This window comes from Olleya sp. KJ81-1 (assembly GCF_055808135.1).
On record NZ_CM147854.1, the window covers coordinates 2470152 to 2495186 of the forward strand.

Below are 25035 nucleotides of genomic sequence, written 5' to 3' on the forward strand. Positions count from 1 at the left end.
GACTTGATTATTCTGTTTTTTCTATTCTAAATCCTACGTCTGTAATACCTTCTAGATTAACGATACCATTAACTTGACCACTACCTCTCATAGCTTGTTGCACATTAACATTATACGTGCCACTTTCGTTAAAAATAACGCCTTTTTTGTACCACAATTTATTTTCTTTTACGGACGATAACCCTTCACCTAACCACTCACCATTTTTTTTAGTCATATCGTACTCTAAAGTATCTGTTAAAGTTTTTCCGTGAGGAAAATTCATTTCGACGATTAAATACAAATTACTAAATTTATAATCATTTGTGTTTCTAACGTTAACAAATAAATTATAAGGATTGATAGAGTCTGGCGCGTTTATTTTAAAATTAACTACATCTTTTTTGTTCCAAGATGTTGAAACACTTTTATACTGATCAAACACCGCTTTATCATCGCATGACGATAACAATACTAGCAATAAGACAACTACAATTTTACTTATTTTCATTAGTTGGATTGTTATTGTTTTCAGGTCTTTTTTTGTTTGGCTTACGTTTTGGCCTAGGTTTAGGTTTTGGCTTAGCACTATTTGCCTGACTTTTATTTGGATGGTTTTTATTTGGGTGCGCTTTGCTATTAGCCTGATTTTTATTATTTGTATTAACCCTTTTGTTAGGTTTAGCTTTTTTGTTATCGGTAGTTTTAACCTCAGCTTTGTTATGAACAGGCTTTTTGTTTCTACTTCTATTGTTTTTACGTTTTTTATTGCCTTTTGGACTATCAAAACGTGTTAAACTATCTTGACCTACAACGTTTTCAAACTCCGTTTTAGTATCTACAAGCAGCTCTACAGCGTATTCTTCAAGGCTTGCTACCTTTTCTCTTTTTTTATTTATTGCAATAATTTCTCTAGCTTGATCTGTAGTAATTAAGTGCCAATTCATCCATTCTCCTTCATAGGCATACCACATATGTCCTTTAAAAATGTCTGTTTTTTGACACACAGCAGTTCCTTTTTCTGTGTATAATTTAGTATCTGGTTTTGGAAATGCTTTTAAGGCGTCTAAGTACGAATCCAACTCGTAATTTAAACAACACTTAAGCTTACCGCATTGACCTGCTAATTTTTGAGGGTTTAGTGATAATTGTTGGTAACGTGCAGCACTTGTGCTTACAGACCTAAAATCTGTTAACCAAGTAGAACAACATAACTCACGACCACAAGATCCTATACCACCAAGTCTAGAGGCTTCCTGACGGAAACCGACTTGTTTCATTTCGATACGTATTCTAAACTCTCTGGCATATATTTTAATAAGCTCTCTAAAATCTACGCGCTCTTCAGCTGTGTAATAAAATGTTGCTTTACTACTATCACCTTGAAACTCGATATCAGAGATTTTCATGGATAGTTTTAAATCGATAGCAAATTGACGTGCTTTAACCTTCATAGGTTCTTCTTTATCACGTGCTTCGCTCCAGATATCTATATCTTTTTGAGAGGCTTTACGGTATATTTTAAGAATATCGTTTTTAGTATCTATTTTTTTACGTTTGATTTGAACGCGAACTAATTCTCCCGTAAGGGTAACCATACCAATATCATGACCAGATTGTGCTTGAGTAGCAACAATATCTCCAATACTTAGTGTTAAATTTTCTGAATTATGATAATAATGTTTACGTCCGTTTTTAAATCTAACTTCAACCCAATCAAACGGTTTTTCGCCATTTGGGACAGACATATTTGCTAACCAATCAAACACGGTTAATTTATTGCAACTATCTGTACCACATGTTCCGTTATTTTTGCAACCTTTTGGTTGTCCGTCTTTTCCTGTAGCGCAACTTTGACAAGCCATACTATTTATATGTATATATTGAATCTTAAGGTGTTAACCCAAAGATGAAGATTAATAATTAGTTGTTTCCGCGAAAGCGCATACCAACTCTTGTTAATGTGTAAAGATAAGATTATTTAGGTGACTTTAAAATATAAAAAAAGCGCAGTAAAATTTACCACGCTTTTTGCAATATTAAAATAGTGTTTTTTACTTTTTAAAAGTTTCAAATATATTACGTAAATCTTTTTTATATGGTAAATGATCTGCACGACCTTTTTTAAAGATATCGTTACTATTACCTTGTCCTTTTCTTAGTTCTTTTTGCTCTTCAAATGGTAACGCATGTATTTCTTTACAAGCTGTAGAACAGCAATTATCCATTTCGGTCTTACAATCTTCACATTGTATAAAAAGTAAGTGACAGGCATCATTAGCACAATTTACATGTGTATCACATGAGGTACCACATTGGTGGCATTTTGCGATAACGTCATCACTAATTTTTTCTGAACGACGCTCGTCAAATACAAAGTTTTTTCCTATAAATTTATTGTCTATACCTTCTTCATTAACCTGTCTGGTGTATTCAATAATACCACCTTCTAGTTGATATACATTTTTAAATCCTTTATGTTTGTAGTAAGCACTTGCTTTTTCGCAACGTATACCTCCTGTACAATACATTAGTAGGTTTTTTTCTTCTTTATGCTCGCGTAAATCTGCTTCGATTATATCTAAAGATTCTCTAAAAGTATCTACATCTGGAGTTACTGCACCATCAAAATGCCCAATTTCACTTTCATAATGGTTACGCATATCTACACATACTGTGTTTGGATTTGCTAACATGTCATTAAACTCTTTAGCGGATAAGTGTACACCTTTATTGGTGACATCAAAAGTAGCGTCGTTTAATCCGTCTGCTACTATTTTGTCACGAACTTTAACTTTTAGCTTTAAAAAAGACATGTTGTCCTGTTCTACAGCTATATTTAATCTAACATCTTTTAAAAAATCGATGCTATCTAAATGGTTTTTAAAGGCGTCAAATTGATCTGCTGGTAATGATAGTTGTGCATTAATCCCTTCGGTAGCGACATAAATACGACCTAGGACGTCTAAACTATCCCATTTAATAAATAATTGGTCTCTTAATTGTTGTGGATTGCTAATTTGAGCATACTGATAAAAAGATAACGTTAGACGGTCTTTTCCAGCTTTTTCTATAAGTTCTGCTCTTTCAATAGCGCTTAATTTGTTGTACAGTTGCATGCTATACTTAGTTTTAAGTGTTAATAAAAAGTTTTTGCAAAGGTATTATTTAAAATGAATTAGCCAATTTACATCCAAAAAAAGTCCCTTGCGCTTTGCAAAGGACTTTTAATAGACTAACTCGTTAATAATTTTTTAATATTAATTAAAAAATGTTACGAGTTAACCTCCATCGGCTTTACAGTTACTATTAAGTAAAACAGCAACTGAAACGCCTATTTTTTTTGTAAATACTAGTCTTTTTAAATATCTCATGCCTCTAATTATTAAAGGATTAACATTTTAAAAGCGGATTAAATTTTCTTTTTCATAGCATATTTTTTCCACTTCAATAAGTAGATGCAAAAACTTTAAAAAGGTTGCGTCATAAAATTAAAATTCGTTAAAAAAAGTAGTATTTTAGCATAGAATTTTTAATAAACTATTGACGATGAGTAAAGAAAACGAAGCAAAACTAAAAGCACTACAACTAACTTTAGACAAGTTAGATAAGGCTTACGGTAAAGGAACAGTAATGAAAATGAGTGATGCTGCAGTAGTGGATGTGGAAGCTATCCCTACAGGATCTTTAGGTTTAGATATTGCTTTAGGCGTTGGTGGCTACCCTAGAGGAAGAGTCATTGAAATATATGGACCAGAATCTTCTGGTAAGACTACTTTAACATTACACGCTATAGCAGAAGCGCAAAAAGCTGGTGGTATTGCTGCTTTTATTGATGCAGAACATGCTTTTGATAGATTTTATGCACAAAAATTAGGCGTAGATATTGACAACTTAATTATATCTCAGCCTGATAATGGTGAGCAAGCTTTAGAGATTGCTGACAATTTAATTAGATCTGGAGCAATTGATATAGTAGTAATTGACTCGGTTGCAGCTTTAACACCTAAAAGCGAAATTGAAGGTGAAATGGGAGACTCTAAAATGGGACTTCATGCAAGATTAATGTCTCAAGCACTAAGAAAATTAACTGCATCTATTAGTAAAACTAATTGTACTGTTATTTTTATTAACCAATTACGTGAAAAAATTGGTGTTATGTTTGGTAACCCAGAAACAACAACTGGTGGTAATGCTTTAAAGTTTTACGCTTCTGTTAGGTTAGATATTAGACGATCTACACAAATAAAAGATAGTAATGGAGAAGTACTTGGTAATAAAACCAGAGTTAAAGTGGTTAAAAACAAAGTAGCTCCACCTTTTAGAATGGCTGAATTTGACATCATGTATGGTGAAGGCGTAAGTAAAGTTGGAGAAATATTAGATGTAGCAGTTGAAAAAGAAATTGTCAAGAAAAGTGGTTCGTGGTTTAGCTATGAAGACACTAAACTTGGTCAAGGTCGAGACGCTGTTAAACTAATAATTAAAGATAATCCAGAATTATTTGAAGAGTTAGAACAGAAAATTAAACAAGCTATTAAAGACAGTCTTTAAAACAAAAAATCCCGATAAATCGGGATTTTTTTATTTTAAGACGCAACCTTTTAACTTATTAAGCATCTACACTTTAAACAACGTTAGTTTACACAAAACAATGAAGCCATTTTTTATTTGTTTAATAGCTCTTTTTGCTTTTTCTTGTAGTATTGAAGAAGAAGATAATACAAATAGCTACATAGCAGTTTTGCCTATTGCAAGTGTCTCTATGCCTCAATACTTTGAATATGGCGAAACTTATCAAATAGAAATAACTTACTTAGCTCCTACCAATTGTCATTATTTTAATGATATTTATTATGACCTAGAAGGAAACACAAGTCATGTTGCTATTTTAAATACAGTAGTAGATAACGGAAATTGCGAAACAACAAATCTAGAAGCCCAAACGTCTTTTAACTTTGAAGCAAATACTACTGGATTACATATCTTTAAATTCTGGCAAGGCGAAGATGAAGATGGACAAGATATGTACCTATTAATGGAAGTTACTGTTGAGTAAATAATTATTAACTAACACCTTGTTTAAATTTGAGTTTAGAACAACTCATACATAAATGTAAGTCTAATGATACTAAAGCGCAAAGCGAATTATACCAGCTTTTTTCAAGCAAATTATTCTCTGTTAGCTTAAAGTATTCAAGCTCTTATGCGCAAGCTGAAGATAATTTACAAGATGCATTTATAACCATTTTTGCAAAAATAAAACAATATAAAAACAAAGGTAGTTTTGAAGGTTGGTTAAAAAGAATAACCATTAATACCATAATGCAACGCTACAGAAGTCAAAAAGTTTTTGAAATAATTAATGAAGAAGCTATAATTGACGAAAGCATTGACATAGATGACGAAGATGTTGGGATAGATTTTTTATTGCAATGTATACAAGAGTTACCAGATAGGTATCGCTTGGTTTTTAATTTATATGTTTTAGACGGTTATTCGCATAAAGAAATTGCAGAAATGCTTGCAATAACAACAGGAACAACAAAATCAAATTTAGCTAGAGCTAGACAATTATTAAAAGAAAAAATAGTAGCCTATAAAACGGGACAAAAATCCCAATTGTTATAATGAGTAGTAAAAAGAATATAGATCGCCTATTTCAGGAAAAATTCAAGGATTTTGAAGCTAAACCCGACCCAAAGGTTTGGCAGAATATACATTCAAAATTAAAAGAAGAAGAGGAAGATAACAAACCTATTGCTATCCTTCCGTTGTGGTTAAAATTAAGTGGTATTGCAGCCTCATTTGTCTTACTTTTAGTTTTAGGAAGCACCTTTTTTAGTAGTCCTTCTGCTGTAAATACAAAAACAACAGTAGATAATCCAAGTCCAAATATCAACACCATAAAAAACAGCTCAACTTTAAATGAAAAGCAAAAGCTGGAACAAAATAAATCCAATATTAATGAAGCAACTACTGATGCATCAGAAACTATAAACAAAGACAACAGCACTATAGTTACTAATAACCAAGACCCTAAAAACACGAAAATTAAAGGTAATAGCAAAAAAGACAACAAAGCTAATTTAATCCAACAGCAATCAGCTTCAAACTATACCAAGTCTTCTATTGCTACTAACACTATTCAGAACAACAATAAGGTAACAAACGGTAATTATACTATTCCAAAAAATAAATTCTCAGTTTCTTCAAACAAAACAGCAACAGATAATCAAACTAAACAATTACAAGAATCTGTAGTTAAAAACCAGGTGAATCCTATAAAACAACCTACTAATATTACGACCAAAGACAATATAATTAAAGCTATAACTCAAGAAAACATAGCAACAAACACTATTGTAAAGGATACTATACAACAGCAAAAACCATCTATTGAAGATGCACTTGCAAATAATAAAGCTATTGAAGACCTTATTGAAAAAGAAGAAGAAGAAGAGGCTAATAACAGGTGGAATGTTTATGCTAACATTGCGCCTGTTTATTACAATGCATTTGGAGAAGGATCACATATAGATGAGCAGTTTAACAAAAACAATAAATCAGGAGAGGTTAATACAAGTTATGGCGTTAAAGTAGGTTATACTTTAAATGATAAATTAACTATTAGATCAGGTATTAATAAGTTAAATTTAAGCTACGACACAGACGACGTTATTGTATATCAAAACGTTAGTACCAATCCTAGTCCTAAAGACATTAGAAACATAGATTTTAATCCAGAAAACAACCAATCAATCAATATTATAAGTAGTAATAGCTTGCTATTGGGTAACAACAACTCCAGTTTAATCAAAAATGTTGGGCTTAGTCAAAGAATATCTTATTACGAAGTCCCTGTAGAAATTGAATATGCTGTAGTTAATAATCAATTTAGCTTGAACCTAATTGGAGGTCTAAGCACTTTTGTTTTAGATGATAATAAACTGGTTTCAGAATTTGATGGTTTTAAAATGGAGATTGGTAGCGCTAATAATATTAACAACTTAAGTTTTAGTGCCAATTTTGGTGTGGGTTTAAATTATAAATTTTCAGAATCTGTAATTTTTAATTTTGAACCAACCTTTAAATATCAATTAAATGCATTTTCCAACACCTCTGGAAACTTCAATCCTTATATTATAGGAGTTTACACAGGGTTTAGTTATAGATTTTAAGTATTGATTTAGTTTTTAAGTGTCCCTTTAAGTAGGGAATTAATACTGTAAGAGCTGCTCTGTGCCAAGAGCAGCTTTTTTTATGCGTTATAAATCTCTAATTGCTTTAAAATAATCTCTCTAGATTTTTTATTTAAAGATTCAGTATCCTCTATAGTTAAATCATTTGTGGGTATAAAATGGTGCACTTTAGCTCTTAATACTCCTGGTCCACCACTAAAAAAAGTATAAGAAAAACGTTTTTTATTATCTGCAAAAGTTATTGGCACAATAGGCGTTTTATGGTTTATCGCTAAACGGAAAGCACCATCTTTAAACTGGTCTAATATTATATGTTCTTCTGGGACTAACCCTTCAGGAAAAATACAAATGCTTAACCCTTGTTTAAGTCGTCTTTGCGCTCTTAAAAAAACTGCTTGCCTACTCTTAACGCTATTTCTATCCACTAATATGCATGTTCTTTTATAAAAAAATCCAAACAATGGTATTTTAGCCAACTCAGCTTTTCCAACAAAAACAAAAGGATTTTTAACAGTAACCAACATTAACATAATATCTAGCATAGAGGTGTGATTACCTATAAACATATAGCTCTTGTTACGTTCCGGTTTTTGCAAATACTCTGTTTTAGTTGGCAATCCCATACCTATTAAAATAAATCTAGCCCAAATACGAGCTAATTTGAAAAAATAAGGATACCAAGATTCTTTTAAAATAGAAACAATCAATAACGGAAATAGTATTATAATTGGTATTGCTACTAATATGTAGAACCAAATACGATATAATACCCAAAAAATATACTTAAATACTATCATTTGCTGTCAAAACTAACTAAATTAATTGAGGTATTCTACTAAAAAAAGTACCTTTGCTGTTCAGAATTAAATTTAATCATGGCAAGAATACTTACAGGAATTCAAAGTACAGGAACACCACATTTAGGTAATATACTAGGTGCAATTTTACCTGCTATAAAATTATCAGAAAACAGTGATAACGAATCATATTTGTTTATAGCAAATTTGCACACCTTAACACAAATTAAAAATGCAGAAGAATTAAGACACAATACCTACTCTGTTGCTGCAACCTGGTTAGCTTTTGGATTAGACATAGAAAAAACAGTGTTTTACAGACAAAGTGATATCCCTCAAGTTACAGAACTTGCTTGGTATTTAAACTGTTTTTTTCCTTTTAATAGATTGCAATTAGCACATGGTTTTAAAGATAAAGCTGACCGTTTAGAAGACGTAAACTCTGGTTTATTTATGTACCCAATGCTTATGGCTGCAGATATTTTACTGTATGATGCAGAAGTTATCCCTGTGGGTAAAGACCAACTTCAGCATATCGAATTTACTAGAGATGTAGCCTCTCGTTTTCATGCAAAAATGGGCGAAGCTTTTGTTTTACCAGAAGAAAAACTGCAAGAAAACACTATGCTTATTCCTGGTACAGATGGCGAAAAAATGAGTAAAAGTAGAGACAATTACATTAACATCTTTTTACCAGAAAAGCAACTTCGTAAAAAAATAATGAGTATTGAAACAGATAGCACACCGTTAGAAGCTCCTAAAGATTGGTCAACTTGCAACTGTTTTGCTTTATATAAATTATTAGCTTCGGAGAGCGAAATTGAAACCATGAAAGCTAATTACGAAAACGGTAATTATGGTTATGGTCATGCTAAACAAGCATTGTATGAGTTAATGTTAACTACTTTTAAAACGGAACGTGAACGTTACAACCATTATATGGCTAACTTACATGAAGTAGATGCTGCTTTAGAAAAAGGAGCTGAAAAAGCTAGGCAAATTGCTAATGATGTATTAGCAAGAGTTAGAGCAAAAGTTGGGTATTAATATAATATCTAAATAACCTCAAATAATTTTCCGGGAAGTGGTCTTACCACACCTTTTAATTCCATATTAAGTAATATGCCAGCTAGCTTATAGGTTGGCATATTACATTTAATAGCAATACTATCTAACAACGCCTTATTATTTTCTTTCAGGTAATTATACACCATCTTTTCGTCAGGATCTAACTCAATAAACAACTGCTTTTGTACAGGAGGTTTTTGTAAGTTATCTAATTGCCAGTTTAAAATATAAGGTACATCTAAAGGCGTAGATAGCAAATGCGCTTTTTGTTGTTTAATTAGATTATTACAACCAATACTTTGACTATCTGTGACACGTCCAGGGACTGCAAAAACATCTCTGTTATATGAGTTTGCAATATCTGCTGTAACCAGACTTCCGCCTTTTTCTGCAGATTCAATTACTATGGTTGCTTGACTTATACCTGCTATAATGCGGTTTCTTTTTAAAAAATTGTTACGATCAAAAGTATCGCTACTCCAAAAGTCAGTAAAAAAGCCTCCATTATTTTCAACTTCTGCAACGTACTTTTTATGCACTTTTGGATAAATTTGGTTTAACCCATGTGCTAAACAACCTATAGTTTGTAATTTATTTTTAATGGCAGCTTTATGTGCTGTAATATCTGTGCCATAAGCAAATCCCGAAATTATAATTGGTTTATATATGGCTAACTCTTCAATTAATTTTTCACAAAATGCAATACCTGATGTGGTGATTTTTCTGGCTCCAACAATACTAATAATATGTTTATTATTAAGGTTAATGTTTCCGCTTTCAAACAAGACTATAGGACTATCGATGCAATGTTTTAGGTTTGATGGATATGTCGGATCAGTAAATACGTGATGTTTTAGGTTTTCGTCATTAATAAATTTTAGTTCTTTATCCGCTTCTTCAAAATGACTGGATTGATATAATTCACTTAAAATAATTTCGCCTATACCATCAATTTTTAAAAGGTTTTGTTTCTTTTCTTTAAACACAGCTTCTGCACTTCCGCAATGGTTAATTAGCTTTTTTGCGGTAGTATCTCCTATTTTAGAGACGTGTTGTAAGGCTAAAATATAGCGTAATTGGTCGTCATTCATTTTTTATTGCACTGATTTTGAAACTACAAGAAAAGAAATTTAAGTCTGTTAATAACTAATACGCACTAAATTTTATTGGTTTTTAAAATTTTCTAACTTTGTTACTATGCAATTAGAACATTACATAAGCGATTTATTATACAGATATGATTGTGTTACGGTTCCAGAATTTGGATCGTTTTTAACACAACGTAAATCTGCGCAAGTACACGATAGTACCAATGCCTTTTATCCTCCTAAAAAGCAATTGTCTTTTAACGAGCAAATACAAAATAACGACGGTTTATTGGTACGTTATATAGCAGATGTTGAAAAAATACCTTTTGAAACTGCTGCACAAAACCTATCTAAACGTGTTAAGTCTTTAAAGTCTTATTTAGTTGAAGGTGAAACGTTAAGTTTTGAAAACATTGGTGAGTTAATTTTAAATAATGAAGGTAAAATAGAATTTAATCCATCTTACCATTTAAATTATTTAACGGATGCTTTTGGTTTATCACAGTTTGTATCTCCTGCAGTAACTAGAGTTGTTTACAAAGAAGAAGCCGAAACCATTGAGCGTGTTATCCCAATTGCGGTAACACCAGAAAAACGTCAAAGCAAATCATACCTTAAGTATGCTGCTATTGCAGTTGTTGCTTTAGGCTTAGCTGGTTTTGGTTTTAATAACTACGTTAATACAGTAGCGCAACACAATCAAATTGCACAAGAAGAGGCAAATACACAATTAGATAGCCAAATACAAGAAGCTACTTTTGTAATTAGCAACCCATTACCTGCTATTACTTTAAATGTAAATAAGCAAACAGGAAATTATCATATTGTTGCTGGTGCTTTTAGAGTCGAAGAAAACTCTGATAAGAAAGTTGCAGAATTACAAGAACAAGGTTTTAAAGCGCGTAAAGTTGGAGTAAACCAATATGGTCTACATCAAGTAGCTTATGCAAGTTATACGTCCAGAGAAGAGGCTAATAACGCTTTAAACAGTATAAGAACAGAACAGAACAAAGACGCTTGGTTATTAATTAAGTCTTTGGACTAAAACTAAGCAATTAAGTATATTAAAAACCTCGTAAGTGTAAATTTACGAGGTTTTTTAATTCTTAATTTATTCTAAAATGCACTAACTAAATCTTAAAATCAGTTTACCTTTGCGCCTGAAAAGAAAAAATTATGATGAACGCAAGAACAGCTGAACACTCTAGAACCGTAATGACAGATTTAGTTTTACCAAGTGAAACTAATCCTTTAAATAACCTTTTTGGTGGCGAATTACTAGCTAGAATGGATCGTGCAGCAAGTATAAGCGCAAGACGACACTCAAGGCGTATTGTAGTCACTGCTTCTGTAAACCATGTTGCTTTTAACAAAGCAGTCCCTTTAGGAAGTGTAGTTACAGTTGAAGCTAAAGTATCTAGAGCCTTTAAAACCTCAATGGAAATATTTATTGATGTTTGGGTAGAAGACAGAGAGTCTGGAAACCGATCTAAAGCAAACGAAGCTATTTATACTTTTGTTGCAGTGGACGAAACTGGAACACCTGTTGCAATACCAGAATTAATCCCAGAAACTGACTTAGAAAAAGAACGTTTTGCTGCTGCCTTAAGACGTAAACAATTAAGTTTACTACTAGCGGGAAAAATTAAACCAAACGATGCTACAGAGCTTAAAGCTTTGTTTGAATAACATTAAATAAAAAACCCAATGCTTTGCATTGGGTTTTTGTTTTTACACGTTTTACATCTTATAAATCCATTCTGCTGGATCCACTGAAGCATCATTTTTATACAAACTAAACCATAAAAGTGTTTCGCCTTCACTATTAGTAAATACCTCTCCTATTTCTTGTTTGGTTACTATTTTATCACCTGTTTTAACGGATATTTTCTTTAAATTATGGTAAGCAGAGATGTAATTACCATGCTTAATTAAAACCGTAGGATTACCTCTTTTTTGAATTATAATTTTTAAAACTTCTCCTTTAAAAACAGATCTAACAATAGCATTTTGCTCTGTAGCAATACGCACACCACTACTGTTTATAGTTAATGACGCATCTGTTGGATGACGTTGTACACCATATTTAACTTTAACCAAACCTTTTTCTACAGGCCAAACTAATTTACCTTTATTGCTTAAAAAATCGGCTGCTAATAGTTTTGCTTCAGGAGTTAATGCAAACGTACTAGACGCTTTAGTTGTTGTGGTTTTTGTACCAGCTTTTTTGTTAGAATTTGCAATAGCCTCTTTAATAATACGATCAATTTCGCGATCAACCTCTCTTGCTTCTTGTTGCTTTTCTTTAATCTGAGCAGTATACTTATTTAAATCTTTTTTAATAGAAGCCATGATGGTTTCATGTTGCTTCATGTCTTCCTCCAAAGCTTTTTGCACCTCTCTATTCTCTGCAATCAACTTATCTTTAGCTGCTTTTTGTTTACCAAGTTCAAGGTTTAAATTTTGAAGTTTTAATGCTTTTTCTTTGATGTTTTCTCCTTGTTGCTTTTGATATTTAGAGTACTGATTCATGTACTGTAAACGCTTGTAAGCTTGTCTAAAATTGTTGGAAGACAATAAAAACATAACACGACTTTGGCTGCTTTTATTTTTATAAGTATTCAAAATTGTTTTAGCGTAATTGTCCTTTAAAATAACCAACTCATCACGTAATCCAGATATTTTTTTTGGTTTACAGCAATTTCTCGGTTAATCAAATTAGCTTGTTGGTTGGTAACCTTAATCAAGTTACGTCTAACACTTAATTTGTAATTTAAGTCTTCAATTAGTGTTGTTTGGCTTTTTTGCTTGGACTGGTTTTGAAACAGTAAAGCATTGATTTGCTTTATTTGGTTTTTAATTTCAATACGTTTAGCCTCTAATTGATCAATTTTATTTTTTTGCGCTAAAGCGGAAGTTGTGCCTAATATTGCAAAAAAAGAAACTAGTAATAGTAATTGACGATACTTCATAAATTACAACTCTATTTTTTTATAGCCAGAAGGTATAGTAAAAGGAAAACGTACGTCTTCATTTAATTTTACAGACTTAAGCTCTAGATTAATTTCCAATTGCTCTTCATCTTCTATTGCTAGTATTTTGGTTAGTTCAGGTAAGGTTTTGTCATCTACTTTTTGATAAGCTAAATAATCAATATGTAAAATGCGCTTATCATTAGGTTGAGAGATTTCTTGAGCGTCCATTTTAAAATGCGACGGATTTACAAATAAAAACAACTCAAATAGTTCGCGTTGTTTTTTAGGCTGTAAAATATAGGATTTGTCATTAACCGACAGGTTATATTTATCATCGTTTAAGTCAAAAAGCGATTGACCTAATAGCATATTTTGCACCTTATTAAAATCCAAATCTGTACCTAGTAGGTTACTTAAATAAGCAAAATCACCATCAAAATAAGTATTATCCCATTTGTTATAAAACGCAACTCTTACTGGCGTAATAAGTACTTTTGCAATCCCTAAATAACTCATCCAAATGGTTTTATCTTTTTCCATTCTAAAGCTTAAAGACACACCTTTTGATTTTTGATTTTGTGTGTAATCTACTTTTAGCTTTCCTGTTAAAGACGTAAAATCTATATTAGCTTTTGTACTATTTTTAATAAGTTGTTTGACTGATAGTTTAGTGTCTATCGTTCCATTAGTCACTAAAGTTTTAGACCCTTTACAGCCAGATACTACTATAGTGATTAATAGTATTACAAAAGATATGCGTGTTTTAAATGCCATTAGTTTAAACCTTCTAGTTTTTTTGCTTTATCTGTAAACGTTTTTGCTTTAGAAAAATTGTTAGTAGCAGTGTAAGCTTTGGCTAACTGCTTGTAAAAATCAATCTCCATTTTTGGGTCTTCAATTATATAATCCACACCTACTTCCAAGCTATTTATTGCGTCTTTAGGACGATTTAAATAATTTAAAGCGACACCATTTGCTAAATATAAAACGGGTTGCGAAGGAAAAACCTCTAAACCTTCTTCACTTTTTTGATGTGCTTGATCAAACTGTGATAAGTCTATGTGAAGTAAAATAATGTTTCGTAAAATACCAAAGTTTTCTTCTTCTTTCTGTAACGCTTGCTCGTAAAAATTTAATGCTTTTTGCTTTTCGCCTTTTACTAAATAATACTGTGCCAACTCTACTAAAGTTTTTCCGCTGGATTCTATTTTAGTAAGCATGGACGTGACCTCTACCAAATCTTGCTCGTATTGCTGATTTATGCTGACAAATTTTACAAAATCTGCTAATACCTTGATTTTAGATTCTGGGTTAATTTGTGAGCTTTGCAATGTGACTTTCATGGATTGGATAGCCTTTTCATTTTCTCCAGCTTCTAAATAAAACTTATACAAAGCTAAATGTACTAGCTCTGATTTAGGGTTAACTTCCAATAATTTTTTTGCGGTTTCAAATGCTTTTTTGGTGTCTCCACTTTCGCTATAACGATAAATTAATCTTAAATAGGTGTCTTCAGAGTCTGGGTTTTTATCTACTCGTTCTTCTAGGTTTTCAATTTGATCTTTTTTACGACCTGTTGCGTTATAAATCCTGTTACGTAGCAAGTCACGATCCTTATTAATACCAAGCTCTTCATCTAATTCATCTAAAATTTTAAGTGCCTCTTTAAAATCTCCAGTTTGCATATATATATTAGCCAAATCTTCTTTATAATCTGGATGATACTTAACTAGTTGCCTAACTGTTTTTATGGCTTTTTTATATTCTTTTTGATGAATATAAGTACTATACAATTCATCTAAAAACCACTCGTTATCAGGAATTTTGTTGACAGCTGTTTTTAGCGCATCCTCTGCTGCACCAAAGTTTTTAAGTTGGTTATAGTTTTTACCTAATTCAAAATATAAAATAGCTTCAGAATCATCAATTTCTATGCACTTTAATAAGTTATCTATAGCACGTTGGTAGTTCTCTATTCCTTTTTGTTTTAGGGCTTCAAAAAAGTATTCTTGGTAAGCGTCTGAAACATCTCCTAAATCATCATCAGGTTTTTTGTCAAAATCAATTTGCGCAGTATTAACCTGCGGAAATAGAAATATCCCTAATATGATAAGTAGTATGTAACCTTGTTTTTTCATTAATTTGACGCTTCGCTTTGCTTTAAATTTTATTCTAATACAGAATAATCTCCTATACTAATTTTGGTGAATTTTCCATCAAACTTAACATGGTTACCAATCATAGCTTCGTCTAAATTAGCATTTTTAATAGACGTATGGTTTTGTATTAGACTATTTTTAACGATTGAGTCTTCAATAACACAGTTGTTTCCAACCGAAACGTATGGTCCAATAGTTGTGTTTTTAAGCACTACATTCTTGCCAATGTAACACGGTTCAATAATGGTTGCATTTTCGGTTTTAACCGTGTCTGACACTAACTGTTCTTCTCCATCTGCTTTTAAAAAGCCTAACATGCGTTGATTAGTTTCTAAGGTAATGGCTTTATTTCCGCAGTCCATCCACTCGCTAACAACACCTGTTTTAAATACTTTACCTTCAGACATCATCCCTTTAATACCATCATTAATTTGGTATTCTCCACCATGTATAATATTGTTATCTAAAACAGTTTGAAGTTGCTTTTTAAGTTGGCTTACCTCTTTAAAATAATAAATACCAATAACAGCTAAATCGCTAACAAACTGTTCTGGTTTTTCAACAAGCTCAATAATTTCGTTATTATCGTTTAGCTTAACAACACCATAAGCTTCCGGTTGATCGACTTGCTTAGCCCAAATTACAGCGTCCGCTTCTGGATCCAAATTAAAATCTGCCCTAATTAACGTGTCTGCATATGCAATTACTGCAGGACCAGATAATGAATCCTTTGCACACATTATAGCGTGACCTGTCCCTAAAGGTTGGTCTTGTCTATAAATAGATGCTTTAGCACCTAAGCTTTTTGCTAAATCCTTTAGGCTAGATACCACGTCGTCACCAAACCAAGCTGGATCGCCTAAAACAAAAGCAATCTCTGTAATGGGTTGATTTAAAACTTTAGCAATATCCTTAACCAATCTATGGACTATTGGTTGTCCTGCTACTGGAATTAAAGGTTTTGGTACTGTTAAACTGTGTGGTCTTAGACGAGAACCTCGTCCTGCCATAGGAACTATTATTTTCATGTTATTAAATGCCTACCTAAGCAGGAATCTTGTTATAGTTAAACTAATATTTTATTTTAAATTAAATTTTTGGCTTACAGAGCTTTTATTTTGTGCCTGTACTACCAAATCCACCTTCACCTCTATCGGTTTCAGAAAGTGTTTGTACTTCTACCCATTCTGCACGTTCATGTTTTGCAATTACTAATTGTGCTATACGCTCGCCATTCTGGATTATAAAATCTTCGTTGGAAAGGTTTATTAAAATAACACCAATTTCTCCTCTGTAATCAGCATCTATTGTTCCTGGTGCATTTAATACGGTCACTCCGTTTTTTGCTGCAAGACCACTTCTAGGTCTAACTTGAGCTTCTAATCCTATAGGCAATTCAATAAACAAGCCTGTTTTAACGATAGTACGTTGTAAAGGCTGCAGTTGTATTGCTTCAGTAATATTGGCTCTTAAATCCATTCCTGCAGACGCTATGGTTTCATAGTGTGGTAATGCATGATTGGATTTATTAATTATTTTAATTTGCATACTGTTTACTTCTTTCTGTTTAACCTGATTTTCAGGTTAATTTAATTTCTTTTTAATAAACGTTTTATTTCTTTCTTTTCAAAAAGAACTATTAAACCCAAAAATACTAAAACTATAATAGTATTAATGTAATAGTTGGCTTTTGTACTTAATGCTACAATAGATAGCGCTATAGCCATAAATAAGTAGCCTAAAATTTGCTTTAAATTATAAGGTACTGGATAATGTTTTTGTCCCAATAAATAAGATAATATCATCATAATCCCATAAGCTACCAAAGTTGTCCAAGCTGCTGCTATAAAACCAAATTTGGGTATTAAAGTAATATTTAAACCAATTGTAACAATTGCACCAACAATAGACAAGTACATACCGTATCTGGTTTTGTCTGTAAGTTTGTACCAAATAGCTAAGTTAAAATAAATACCTAAACATAAATTAGCTAATAATACTATTGGTACGATTTGTATGGCTTGCCAATAACTAGAATCTGTAACTAACAAGGCTTTAAAAATATCTAAATAAGCAATTATAAAGACAAGCATTAAGCTACCTGCTATTACAAAATACTTCATGATTAAAGCGTAGGTCTGTTTCGCGTTTTTTTCTTTTGCATGAGAAAAGAAAAAAGGCTCTGCACCTAACCTAAAGGCTTGTATAAAAATAGTCATGAACATTGCTATTTTGTAACAACCACTGTAAGCACCATTAATGTCCTTGTCTAATAAATTAGGTATAATCCATTTATCAAAATTCTCATTAATAACATAAGCCAAACCAGCAACCATAATTGGCCAACCGTAATTAATTAATTGTTTAAAAATGGTCTTACTAAAGTATAACTTGGTTTTGAAAAAGTAAGGTAACAACAATAATAATGTTACTGCACTTGCTGCCAAATTTGCGACAAATATATATTGGACTAAGTCTGAAGTGTCATACCAAGAAAAAGACATATTAAATTTTGGAATACACCAAAGGAAAAAATAATTAAGCAAAACATAAATTAATATGTTACTAATTTTAATTGCTGCAAATTTAATTGGTCGTCCTGTTGCACGTAAATACGCAAAAGGAGCCACTACCAATGTGTCTAACACAATGACACCAATTAATAAATTAAAATACTTTTGAGAAATGCCAAACATACTAGATAGTTGTTGACTATAAAGTAGCATCGCTATTAAAAACAAAAAAGTAGTAACAACTAAACTGATAAACGTAGTAGAAAATATCTTGTCCTTTTCTTTAGATTTTGTAAAAAATCTAAAGAAAGCTGTTTCCATTCCATAGGTAAGCATTACATTAAAAAATGCAGCGTAAATATAAAAGGTTGTGTTATCAGAAAAGCTTGTGGTTTTTAAGTTACCTGTGTGAAGAGGCACCAAAACAAAATTCATAAGACGAGGTAATACAGTTGCTAAACCATAAATAATTGTGTCTTTAAAAAACTTTTTTAGTACGCTCAAGGTATATTACAATTTGAATTATAAGAGTCCGTGTGAAGTTAACAAAAATAAGGTTTAAGCTTTATTATTGTTTATTCATATTTCTTGGTGGTGCACTTGGGTATTGCTCCATTTGTTTTTCGACTAGATTCTCAATCTTTAAGTACTTAGTTGTACCATTTTCTGTATAACTAACTACTGCTTCGTTATCCTTTAAGTCAAAAGGAATATCTATTGTATCTACACTATAATCTTTTGGCTGATTAGCGTTAGTTGTTATACGTCCAATGTATAGGTCAGGAAAATTTGGTTTAGTTTGTAAGGTTACTATATGTCCTCTAAAATATAAACTATCTAATTTTAAATTTTTAGGATTAGCGTTTATAGGAATAAACACATTTATACCAGAACCACCATCCTTAAGACCTGCTACCCATTTTTGGTAGTAGGCTTTGTCTGTTTGAAAAGCTGCTTCCTTTTGAAGTTTTTGTGCGCTAGAGCATTGCATAAATAAAAAACTTGATACTATCGATAGGCTTAAATATTGTATAAATTTCATAATTGTAGGAATTTGTATAAAGGTAATTAATCAAAAGGTATTCCATAAAAAAACCTTATCCAATTTGAATAAGGTTTTAATGTATAAAACATTCTACTAAAGTAGAAAAATTGTATTAGTTATTCAATGCTTCTGCACCACCAACAATCTCTAAAATCTCGTTAGTAATTGCTGCTTGACGCGCTTTGTTATAAGTCAATTTAAGTTGATCTCTTAACTCTGTAGCATTGTCTGTTGCTTTATGCATAGCAGTCATACGTGCACCATGCTCTGAAGCAAAACTATCTCTAATTCCTTTATATAACTGTGTTTTTAAAGACTTAGGTATAAGTTCTTCAACTATTTCTAGTTTAGATGGTTCAAAGATATAATCAGAATTATTATCTGCTTCACCTTCTATTGGTACAATTGGTAAAAACTGTTCCGTCATTACTTCTTGTGTTGCTGCATTTTTAAATTTATTATAAACGATTTCGATTTTATCAAATTCGCCTTTTGTAAATTTACCCATTAACATTTCTGCAATATCTGCAACACTGTTAAAGGTTAAGTCGTCATAAATGGCACTTTGGTTACCAATTACAATTCCTTTTTTAGCAAATGCATCATTCGCTTTTTTTCCGATAGCTAAAACAGATACTTTTTTACCTGCATAGACATTAGAAATCAAGTGTTGTGTTTGCTTGATTATGTTAGAATTAAAAGCACCACATAAACCTCTATTAGAAGTTATAGATACGATTAAAACGTTATTAATCTCGCGTTGTTCTGCAAATTTACTTCCAGCATCTTCATCTAAAGTTGCACTTAAACTTTGCAAAAGTTCAGTTAACTTATCTGAATAAGGACGCATAGCAGTAATAGCATCTTGAGCTTTCTTTAACTTAGCAGCAGATACCATTTTCATGGCACTAGTAATCTGCATCGTTGAAGATACTGAAGATATTCTATTACGTATTTCTTTTAGATTAGCCATTCTTTATATTATAAAGACTCTTCGACACGCTCCGAGTGACATTAGTTTAATAATTCAAATTTATAGTTATAGACGACTAATCTATAACTATAAATTTATAATTGTTATGCTCTATATTTAGCTGAAAGGTCTTTACATACAGCGATAAGTGTATCTGTAACCTCGTCAGTTAATTTACCTGCTTTTAAAGTATCTAAAACACCTCTGTGCTTAGCATTTAAGAATTCAAGATAATCTCTTTCAAATTCTTTAATTTTATTTACAGGTACGTCTTTTAATAAGTTTTTAGATCCAGCATAAATGATTGCTACTTGATCCTCAACAGTAAATGGATCGTTTTGACCTTGCTTTAAGATCTCTACGTTACGTTTACCTTTTTCAATTACGTTTAAAGTTACTGCATCTAAATCTGAACCAAACTTAGCAAATGCTTCAAGCTCACGATATTGTGCTTGATCTAACTTTAAAGTACCTGATACTTTTTTCATTGATTTAATCTGTGCGTTACCTCCAACACGAGATACAGAAATACCTACGTTAATTGCTGGACGTACACCAGAGTTAAATAAATCTCCATCTAAGAAGATTTGTCCATCTGTAATAGAAATTACGTTAGTTGGGATATATGCTGATACGTCACCTGCTTGTGTTTCAATAATTGGTAATGCAGTTAAAGATCCACCTCCTTTTACGATTGGTTTTAATGATTCTGGTAAATCATTCATCTCTTTAGCAATCGCGTCATTATTAATAACTTTTGCAGAACGCTCTAATAATCTTGAGTGTAAGTAAAATACATCTCCAGGATACGCCTCACGTCCTGGTGGACGACGTAATAATAAAGAAACCTCACGGTAAGCAACAGCTTGTTTTGATAAATCATCAAATACAATTAAAGCTGGTCTACCAGTATCTCTAAAATACTCTCCAATAGAAGCTCCTGTAAAAGGTGCATAAACTTGCATTGCAGCAGGATCTGATGCATTTGCAGCTACTATTGTAGTATAAGCTAAAGCTCCTTTTTCTTCTAAAGTTTTAGCAATAAGTGCTACTGTTGAAGCTTTTTGTCCAACTGCAACATATATACAGTATACAGGCTCACCTGCATCAAAAAATTCTTTTTGGTTTAAGATAGCATCAATACAAACTGCAGTCTTACCTGTTTGTCTGTCACCAATTACTAACTCACGTTGACCTCTACCAACTGGGATCATAGCATCAATTGCTTTAATACCTGTTTGTAATGGCTCAGTTACTGGCTCTCTGTAAATAACTCCAGGCGCTTTACGCTCTAAAGGCATCTCATAAGTTGTTCCAGTGATTGGTCCTTTACCATCAATTGGGTTACCAAGTGTATCTACGACACGTCCAACAATACCTTCTCCTACTTTAATAGAAGCAATACGGTTAGTACGTTTTACTGTAGATCCTTCTCTAACTCCTACTGAAGTTCCTAAAAGTACAATACCTACATTATCTTCTTCAAGGTTAAGTACGATACCTTCTAAACCACCATCGAATTCTACTAACTCACCATATTGTGCGTTAGCTAATCCGTAAGCACGTACAATACCATCACCTACTGTTAATACTGTTCCAACTTCGTCTAATGAAGCGCTAGCTTCAAAACCTGAAAGTTGTTGTTTTAAGATTGCTGATACTTCAGCTGGTTTTACTTCTGCCATCTTTATTGATATTTAGACCCTTCGACAAACTCAGGGTAAGTCTTAGTTTATTGTAAATTCTCTTTTTAACTTGCTTAATTGGTTAGCGATACTAGCATTATACTGCGTATCTCCAACACGTAAAATGAAACCACCTAAAATGCTTTCATCTACTATATTTTTTATTGCTGCATCTTTACCTGTAAGTTCTTTAACTTTTGCTAAAACTTTAGCTTCTAAAGCTTCTGTTAAAGGAACTGCTGTTGTAACTGTAGCAATTTGACTACCTTTTTGTTGCTCGAATAAAGTTATAAACTTTGAAGCCACTTCTGGTAATAAATCTGTACGTTTGTTTGTAATTAGAGTGTCTATAAGGTTTACCGTTGCTGGATTAATACCTTTAAAAATTTCTAATAATGCAGATTTTTTAATGCTAGAACTAATTACAGGACTGTAAAGCATATCTTTTAAATCTTTACTTTGCGCTACTGTATTATTAATTAGCTCCATGTCATTGTTTACAACGTCAGTTGTATTATTATCTGTAGCTAAGCTTAAAACTGCTTTTGCGTAACGTATTGCTGCTCTTTCTCCTGCCATGACTTAAACTTAGTTTAATTTAGCATCATTTAACATAGACTCAACTAACTGTAATTGTTTGTCTTTGTTAGATAATTCTTGACGTACTACTTTTTCTGCAATGTCTAAAGATAATCCTGCTACGTGATTTTTTAATTCTGCCATAGCTGATTTCTTTTCGCTTTCAATAGCTGCTTGTGCTTGGGCAATCATATTGTTTGCTTGAGCTTGAGCTTCCGTTTTAGCGTCTTCGATCATTTTGTTTTTTAACTCTCTTGCTTCTTTAAGCATAGACTCACGCTCTGCACGTGCTTCTTTTAATAACTTCTCGTTATCTGCTTGAAGATTTTGCATTTCTAGCTTAGCATTTTCAGCTGAGTCTAATGCATTTTGTATACCGTCTTCACGAGTTTGTAAAGCGTCTAAAATAGGTTTCCATGCAAATTTTCTCATTAATACAATTAGTATTATTAAGATAACACCTTGCATAATGAATAAACCTACCGAAAAGTCATTTAATAAAGTTTCCATACTATATAGATTACTGTAATTCTTTGTTTGTTTAATTTAAAACAGTTCCTGCAACCAACCGTTGCAGAAAGCTGTTTCTTTTTGTTTTAGGATTATGCTCCTAAGATTAACGCACCGAATGCTAAACCTTCTAATAAGGCTCCGATGATGATCATCGCAGTTTGGATTTTTCCAGCTGCTTCTGGTTGACGAGCAATACCTTCCATTGCTTTTCCTCCAATTTGACCTAATCCGATTCCTCCTCCGATTACGATTAATCCTGCTCCAATTAAATTGTACATACTAATTTGGTTTTATAAATATTAATTAAACAAATTCTTGTTAGTGATGATCGTCGTGTTCTTCGACTGCCATTCCTATAAATAACGATGATAACATCGTGAAAATAAACGCTTGTAAAAAGGCTACTAAAATTTCAATAACCGAAATAAATAAAGCTAACACTAAAGACATCCCTGTTGATCCAACAGCTCCAAATGATTCTTTCATTGTTATCATTAATGCTATTAAGCTCATTACCACAAAGTGACCTGCTGTCATGTTTGCAAATAAACGCACTAATAATGAGAAAGGTTTAATTAACACAAAACCTATTAACTCTATTACTGCTAATATTGGACGTAAAATAACTGGCACTCCTGGCATCCATAAGGTGTGTTTCCAAAAGTCTTTACTTCCACTAAATAAATATATAACTGCTGTAAAAATTGCTAGACAAGCTGTTACTGCAATCTGTCCTGTAACATTAAACCCAATTGGCGTTAATCCTAATAAGTTTAAGATCCAGATAAAGAAAAATACAGTTAATAAAAAGCCCATAAACTTGCGGTACTTTTTCTCTCCAATATTTGGTTTAGCAATATCGTCTCTAACATATATTACTAAAGGCTCTAAAACTCTACTAAATCCTTTTGGTACAGAGTGTCCTTTTTTGTAACCTCTTGCTAACGCTGTAAAAGCTAATAACATTAACACTCCTGTTAACAACATTCCGAAAACAGATTTTGTAATAGAAAAATCTATAACTTTATGTGCATTTGTTGGATGGTGTGCATCATCAAAAGCTACTGTTGTTGCGCCATTATCTAACTCGTAAATTTTACTATGTAGCTTTACTAAACGTGTGTCTCCTTTTTCTACGATTACGCTTCCACTATCATCATGATGAAATGCTGAAGACATAAACGTTTTTAAACCATTACTTGTCCATACGATTACTGGCAACGGAAAGCTGTAGTGTGTTCCAGACTCATTATGTGTAAACAAATGAAAGTCATGAGAATCCTTTAAGTGATGTGCGATATACTCTTTAATTTCTTGAGCAGTATTCACCGGATTTCCTGGTTCTTGCTTATCATCGCTTCCATAAGAGGACACGGAAAATAAAGTCAGAACTAATATCGCTATAAAATTGATAGATTTTTTTGCCAACATCATACTTTTTGTAACTAATAAATTTATGGTCTGTAAATTTTGTGCAAATGTAAGTAATAATTTAAAAAGGTAAACGCTTTTTTTAATTAGATTTTTTTAAGGTTTTAATAACCACTATTATTCTTTATTTCAAGCACTTACTTACTTTTTAATAATTTTGCTATACAAACAGCCTCTACTATTAAAAATAAAAAAAATGGAATTAATAATCCTAAGCGATGTTGCATCGCTAAATCTTGCTCAGTAAATATCGTGGATTTAAACAATAGTATGAAAATTCCTATTTTTAAAAACATCATTGTTAGGTATGCTACACCTATTTGATTGGGCATTTTATCGTAAACAAGCTCAATACCTAAGTATACTATCAATACTGCAATACCATGGAATAAATATAGTTTTTGTAACGAGTAAGGTAGATTATCTTCTGTTAGATAATTTTGAAGGTTATAGGCAACTGCTAGTAATACTAATATTATAACAACTACATATAGTATGCGTTTATTCATTTTTAGTCTTTTGATCGTTAGTTATTTTAACAACTTGCTTGATTACAGCGTACATTGCTATAAACACAGATAATAATGTAATTATTTTAAAATATAATTGACTACCATCGCCATATTTGCTGTCCAACCAATTACCTAATTGGCTACCTAACCAAATGGTTAAACCCATTTGTATGGCAATAGATGTAAACCTAATATAAGGATTAAGCTGTTTTTTTTGTTTTTGATCCGCCATTTATATCTTTTACAGTCGTTTTCATAACACACGATACATTAAAGGTTGCTCCAGGCTCTACAGCCAGTTTTTGTGTGACTACTTCACCTTCTATATGTGCAGTGGACTTTAAGGTTAAGGTTTCGGTTAACTCTAAAGCACCTACTAGTTTACCTTCAAAATAGGCATTACTACATTTAAGAGTTCCTTTTATTTCGCCTTCTTTACCAATAACTACTTTACCAGACGCCTCTACATTACCTTCGATTAACCCATCCACACGTAAGTCGCCTTCGCTAAAAAAG

Annotated in this window: 29 protein-coding genes; 7 read left to right on the top strand and 22 right to left on the bottom strand. The window is 32.1% G+C overall.

Features of this window, described 5'->3' with window-relative positions; genetic code table 11:
* Positions 1-7: 7 nt before the first annotated feature.
* From AC0L3M_RS11630 to trhO, 3 genes are all read right to left on the bottom strand, one after another.
* The gene (locus tag AC0L3M_RS11630) at positions 8-490 is read right to left on the bottom strand and encodes a gliding motility lipoprotein GldH (protein ID WP_292948748.1); all 483 of its coding nucleotides are present in this window, start codon (positions 488-490) and stop codon (positions 8-10) included.
* Entirely contained in the window at positions 477-1844 is a 1368-nt protein-coding gene (locus AC0L3M_RS11635; protein ID WP_473430856.1) for a PSP1 domain-containing protein, read from the bottom strand. The genes AC0L3M_RS11630 and AC0L3M_RS11635 overlap by 14 nt, the downstream gene beginning before the upstream one ends.
* A gap of 189 nt (positions 1845-2033) precedes the next feature.
* Positions 2034-3098 carry an oxygen-dependent tRNA uridine(34) hydroxylase TrhO gene (gene trhO, locus AC0L3M_RS11640; RefSeq protein ID WP_292948744.1) on the bottom strand — a complete coding sequence of 355 codons (1065 nt, stop codon included), beginning with the start codon at positions 3096-3098 and terminating at the stop codon, positions 2034-2036.
* 430 nt (positions 3099-3528) lie between these two features.
* Between trhO and recA the strand changes: the two genes are divergently transcribed.
* The 4 genes from recA to AC0L3M_RS11660 all read left to right on the top strand — a co-directional run bounded on the left by recA (position 3529) and on the right by AC0L3M_RS11660 (position 7160).
* On the top strand, positions 3529-4533 hold the full coding sequence (gene recA, locus AC0L3M_RS11645; RefSeq protein ID WP_145004751.1) for a recombinase RecA: 1005 nt from the start codon (positions 3529-3531) through the stop codon (positions 4531-4533).
* A 100-nt stretch (positions 4534-4633) separates the two neighbouring features.
* Positions 4634-5038 carry a hypothetical protein gene (locus AC0L3M_RS11650; protein WP_292948743.1) on the top strand — a complete coding sequence of 135 codons (405 nt, stop codon included), beginning with the start codon at positions 4634-4636 and terminating at the stop codon, positions 5036-5038.
* 29 nt (positions 5039-5067) lie between these two features.
* Complete coding sequence (locus tag AC0L3M_RS11655) at positions 5068-5610, top strand: RNA polymerase sigma factor (protein WP_292948741.1); 543 nt, start codon at positions 5068-5070, stop codon at positions 5608-5610.
* A complete protein-coding gene (locus AC0L3M_RS11660; protein ID WP_473430857.1) occupies positions 5610-7160 on the top strand; it encodes a hypothetical protein in 1551 nt (516 codons plus the stop codon). The genes AC0L3M_RS11655 and AC0L3M_RS11660 overlap by 1 nt, the downstream gene beginning before the upstream one ends.
* A gap of 80 nt (positions 7161-7240) precedes the next feature.
* Here AC0L3M_RS11660 and AC0L3M_RS11665 read toward each other — a convergent pair whose 3' ends face one another.
* Positions 7241-7978 carry a lysophospholipid acyltransferase family protein gene (locus AC0L3M_RS11665; protein ID WP_473430858.1) on the bottom strand — a complete coding sequence of 246 codons (738 nt, stop codon included), beginning with the start codon at positions 7976-7978 and terminating at the stop codon, positions 7241-7243.
* Between the two features lie 78 nt (positions 7979-8056).
* Here AC0L3M_RS11665 and trpS point away from each other — a divergent pair, with 78 nt between their 5' ends.
* Entirely contained in the window at positions 8057-9025 is a 969-nt protein-coding gene (gene trpS, locus AC0L3M_RS11670; RefSeq protein WP_473430859.1) for a tryptophan--tRNA ligase, read from the top strand.
* An 8-nt stretch (positions 9026-9033) separates the two neighbouring features.
* On the opposite strand, the gene dprA is transcribed toward trpS, so the two are convergent.
* Positions 9034-10137, bottom strand: coding sequence for a DNA-processing protein DprA (gene dprA, locus AC0L3M_RS11675; RefSeq protein ID WP_473430860.1), 1104 nt, complete (start codon positions 10135-10137; stop codon positions 9034-9036).
* Positions 10138-10243: 106 nt separating this feature from the next.
* Between dprA and AC0L3M_RS11680 the strand changes: the two genes are divergently transcribed.
* Positions 10244-11179 carry an HU domain-containing protein gene (locus tag AC0L3M_RS11680; protein WP_473430861.1) on the top strand — a complete coding sequence of 312 codons (936 nt, stop codon included), beginning with the start codon at positions 10244-10246 and terminating at the stop codon, positions 11177-11179.
* Positions 11180-11313: 134 nt separating this feature from the next.
* The gene (locus AC0L3M_RS11685) at positions 11314-11823 is read left to right on the top strand and encodes an acyl-CoA thioesterase (protein WP_028282450.1); all 510 of its coding nucleotides are present in this window, start codon (positions 11314-11316) and stop codon (positions 11821-11823) included.
* 51 nt (positions 11824-11874) lie between these two features.
* Here the strand turns inward: AC0L3M_RS11685 and AC0L3M_RS11690 are convergent, their stop codons facing one another.
* The 17 genes from AC0L3M_RS11690 to AC0L3M_RS11770 all read right to left on the bottom strand — a co-directional run bounded on the left by AC0L3M_RS11690 (position 11875) and on the right by AC0L3M_RS11770 (position 25010).
* A complete protein-coding gene (locus tag AC0L3M_RS11690) occupies positions 11875-12759 on the bottom strand; it encodes a murein hydrolase activator EnvC family protein (RefSeq protein WP_473430862.1) in 885 nt (294 codons plus the stop codon).
* Positions 12760-12782: 23 nt separating this feature from the next.
* The gene (locus AC0L3M_RS11695; protein ID WP_473430863.1) at positions 12783-13106 is read right to left on the bottom strand and encodes a hypothetical protein; all 324 of its coding nucleotides are present in this window, start codon (positions 13104-13106) and stop codon (positions 12783-12785) included.
* Between the two features lie 3 nt (positions 13107-13109).
* Positions 13110-13883 carry a lipoprotein insertase outer membrane protein LolB1 gene (gene lolB1, locus AC0L3M_RS11700; RefSeq protein WP_473430864.1) on the bottom strand — a complete coding sequence of 258 codons (774 nt, stop codon included), beginning with the start codon at positions 13881-13883 and terminating at the stop codon, positions 13110-13112.
* Positions 13883-15247, bottom strand: a complete 1365-nt coding sequence (locus tag AC0L3M_RS11705; RefSeq protein ID WP_145004780.1) for a tetratricopeptide repeat protein — start codon at positions 15245-15247, stop codon at positions 13883-13885. Before AC0L3M_RS11705 ends, lolB1 begins: the two co-directional genes overlap by 1 nt.
* Positions 15248-15276: 29 nt before the next feature.
* Entirely contained in the window at positions 15277-16296 is a 1020-nt protein-coding gene (locus AC0L3M_RS11710) for a sugar phosphate nucleotidyltransferase (RefSeq protein WP_473430865.1), read from the bottom strand.
* A gap of 85 nt (positions 16297-16381) precedes the next feature.
* The gene (gene dut, locus AC0L3M_RS11715; protein WP_473430866.1) at positions 16382-16816 is read right to left on the bottom strand and encodes a dUTP diphosphatase; all 435 of its coding nucleotides are present in this window, start codon (positions 16814-16816) and stop codon (positions 16382-16384) included.
* Between the two features lie 41 nt (positions 16817-16857).
* Positions 16858-18285 (bottom strand): oligosaccharide flippase family protein, encoded by a 1428-nt coding sequence (locus AC0L3M_RS11720; protein ID WP_473430867.1) that lies wholly within the window; start codon positions 18283-18285, stop codon positions 16858-16860.
* A 64-nt stretch (positions 18286-18349) separates the two neighbouring features.
* Positions 18350-18823 carry a hypothetical protein gene (locus AC0L3M_RS11725; RefSeq protein ID WP_473430868.1) on the bottom strand — a complete coding sequence of 158 codons (474 nt, stop codon included), beginning with the start codon at positions 18821-18823 and terminating at the stop codon, positions 18350-18352.
* A 115-nt stretch (positions 18824-18938) separates the two neighbouring features.
* Complete coding sequence (gene atpG / locus AC0L3M_RS11730) at positions 18939-19799, bottom strand: ATP synthase F1 subunit gamma (protein WP_341587735.1); 861 nt, start codon at positions 19797-19799, stop codon at positions 18939-18941.
* A gap of 104 nt (positions 19800-19903) precedes the next feature.
* Entirely contained in the window at positions 19904-21484 is a 1581-nt protein-coding gene (atpA, locus tag AC0L3M_RS11735; RefSeq protein WP_145004797.1) for a F0F1 ATP synthase subunit alpha, read from the bottom strand.
* Between the two features lie 42 nt (positions 21485-21526).
* Positions 21527-22063: an ATP synthase F1 subunit delta gene (atpH, locus tag AC0L3M_RS11740; protein ID WP_341587737.1), complete on the bottom strand. Its 537-nt coding sequence runs from the start codon at positions 22061-22063 to the stop codon at positions 21527-21529.
* Positions 22064-22072: 9 nt separating this feature from the next.
* On the bottom strand, positions 22073-22573 hold the full coding sequence (locus AC0L3M_RS11745; RefSeq protein ID WP_473430869.1) for a F0F1 ATP synthase subunit B: 501 nt from the start codon (positions 22571-22573) through the stop codon (positions 22073-22075).
* Positions 22574-22665: 92 nt separating this feature from the next.
* On the bottom strand, positions 22666-22854 hold the full coding sequence (gene atpE / locus AC0L3M_RS11750; RefSeq protein ID WP_090837241.1) for an ATP synthase F0 subunit C: 189 nt from the start codon (positions 22852-22854) through the stop codon (positions 22666-22668).
* 40 nt (positions 22855-22894) lie between these two features.
* Entirely contained in the window at positions 22895-24010 is a 1116-nt protein-coding gene (gene atpB, locus AC0L3M_RS11755; RefSeq protein WP_341587742.1) for a F0F1 ATP synthase subunit A, read from the bottom strand.
* 134 nt (positions 24011-24144) lie between these two features.
* Positions 24145-24516 (bottom strand): DUF6168 family protein, encoded by a 372-nt coding sequence (locus tag AC0L3M_RS11760; RefSeq protein ID WP_473430870.1) that lies wholly within the window; start codon positions 24514-24516, stop codon positions 24145-24147.
* Entirely contained in the window at positions 24509-24751 is a 243-nt protein-coding gene (locus AC0L3M_RS11765) for an AtpZ/AtpI family protein (RefSeq protein ID WP_145004811.1), read from the bottom strand. Before AC0L3M_RS11765 ends, AC0L3M_RS11760 begins: the two co-directional genes overlap by 8 nt.
* Complete coding sequence (locus AC0L3M_RS11770) at positions 24720-25010, bottom strand: bactofilin family protein (protein WP_473430871.1); 291 nt, start codon at positions 25008-25010, stop codon at positions 24720-24722. Before AC0L3M_RS11770 ends, AC0L3M_RS11765 begins: the two co-directional genes overlap by 32 nt.
* Positions 25011-25035 lie beyond the last annotated feature (25 nt).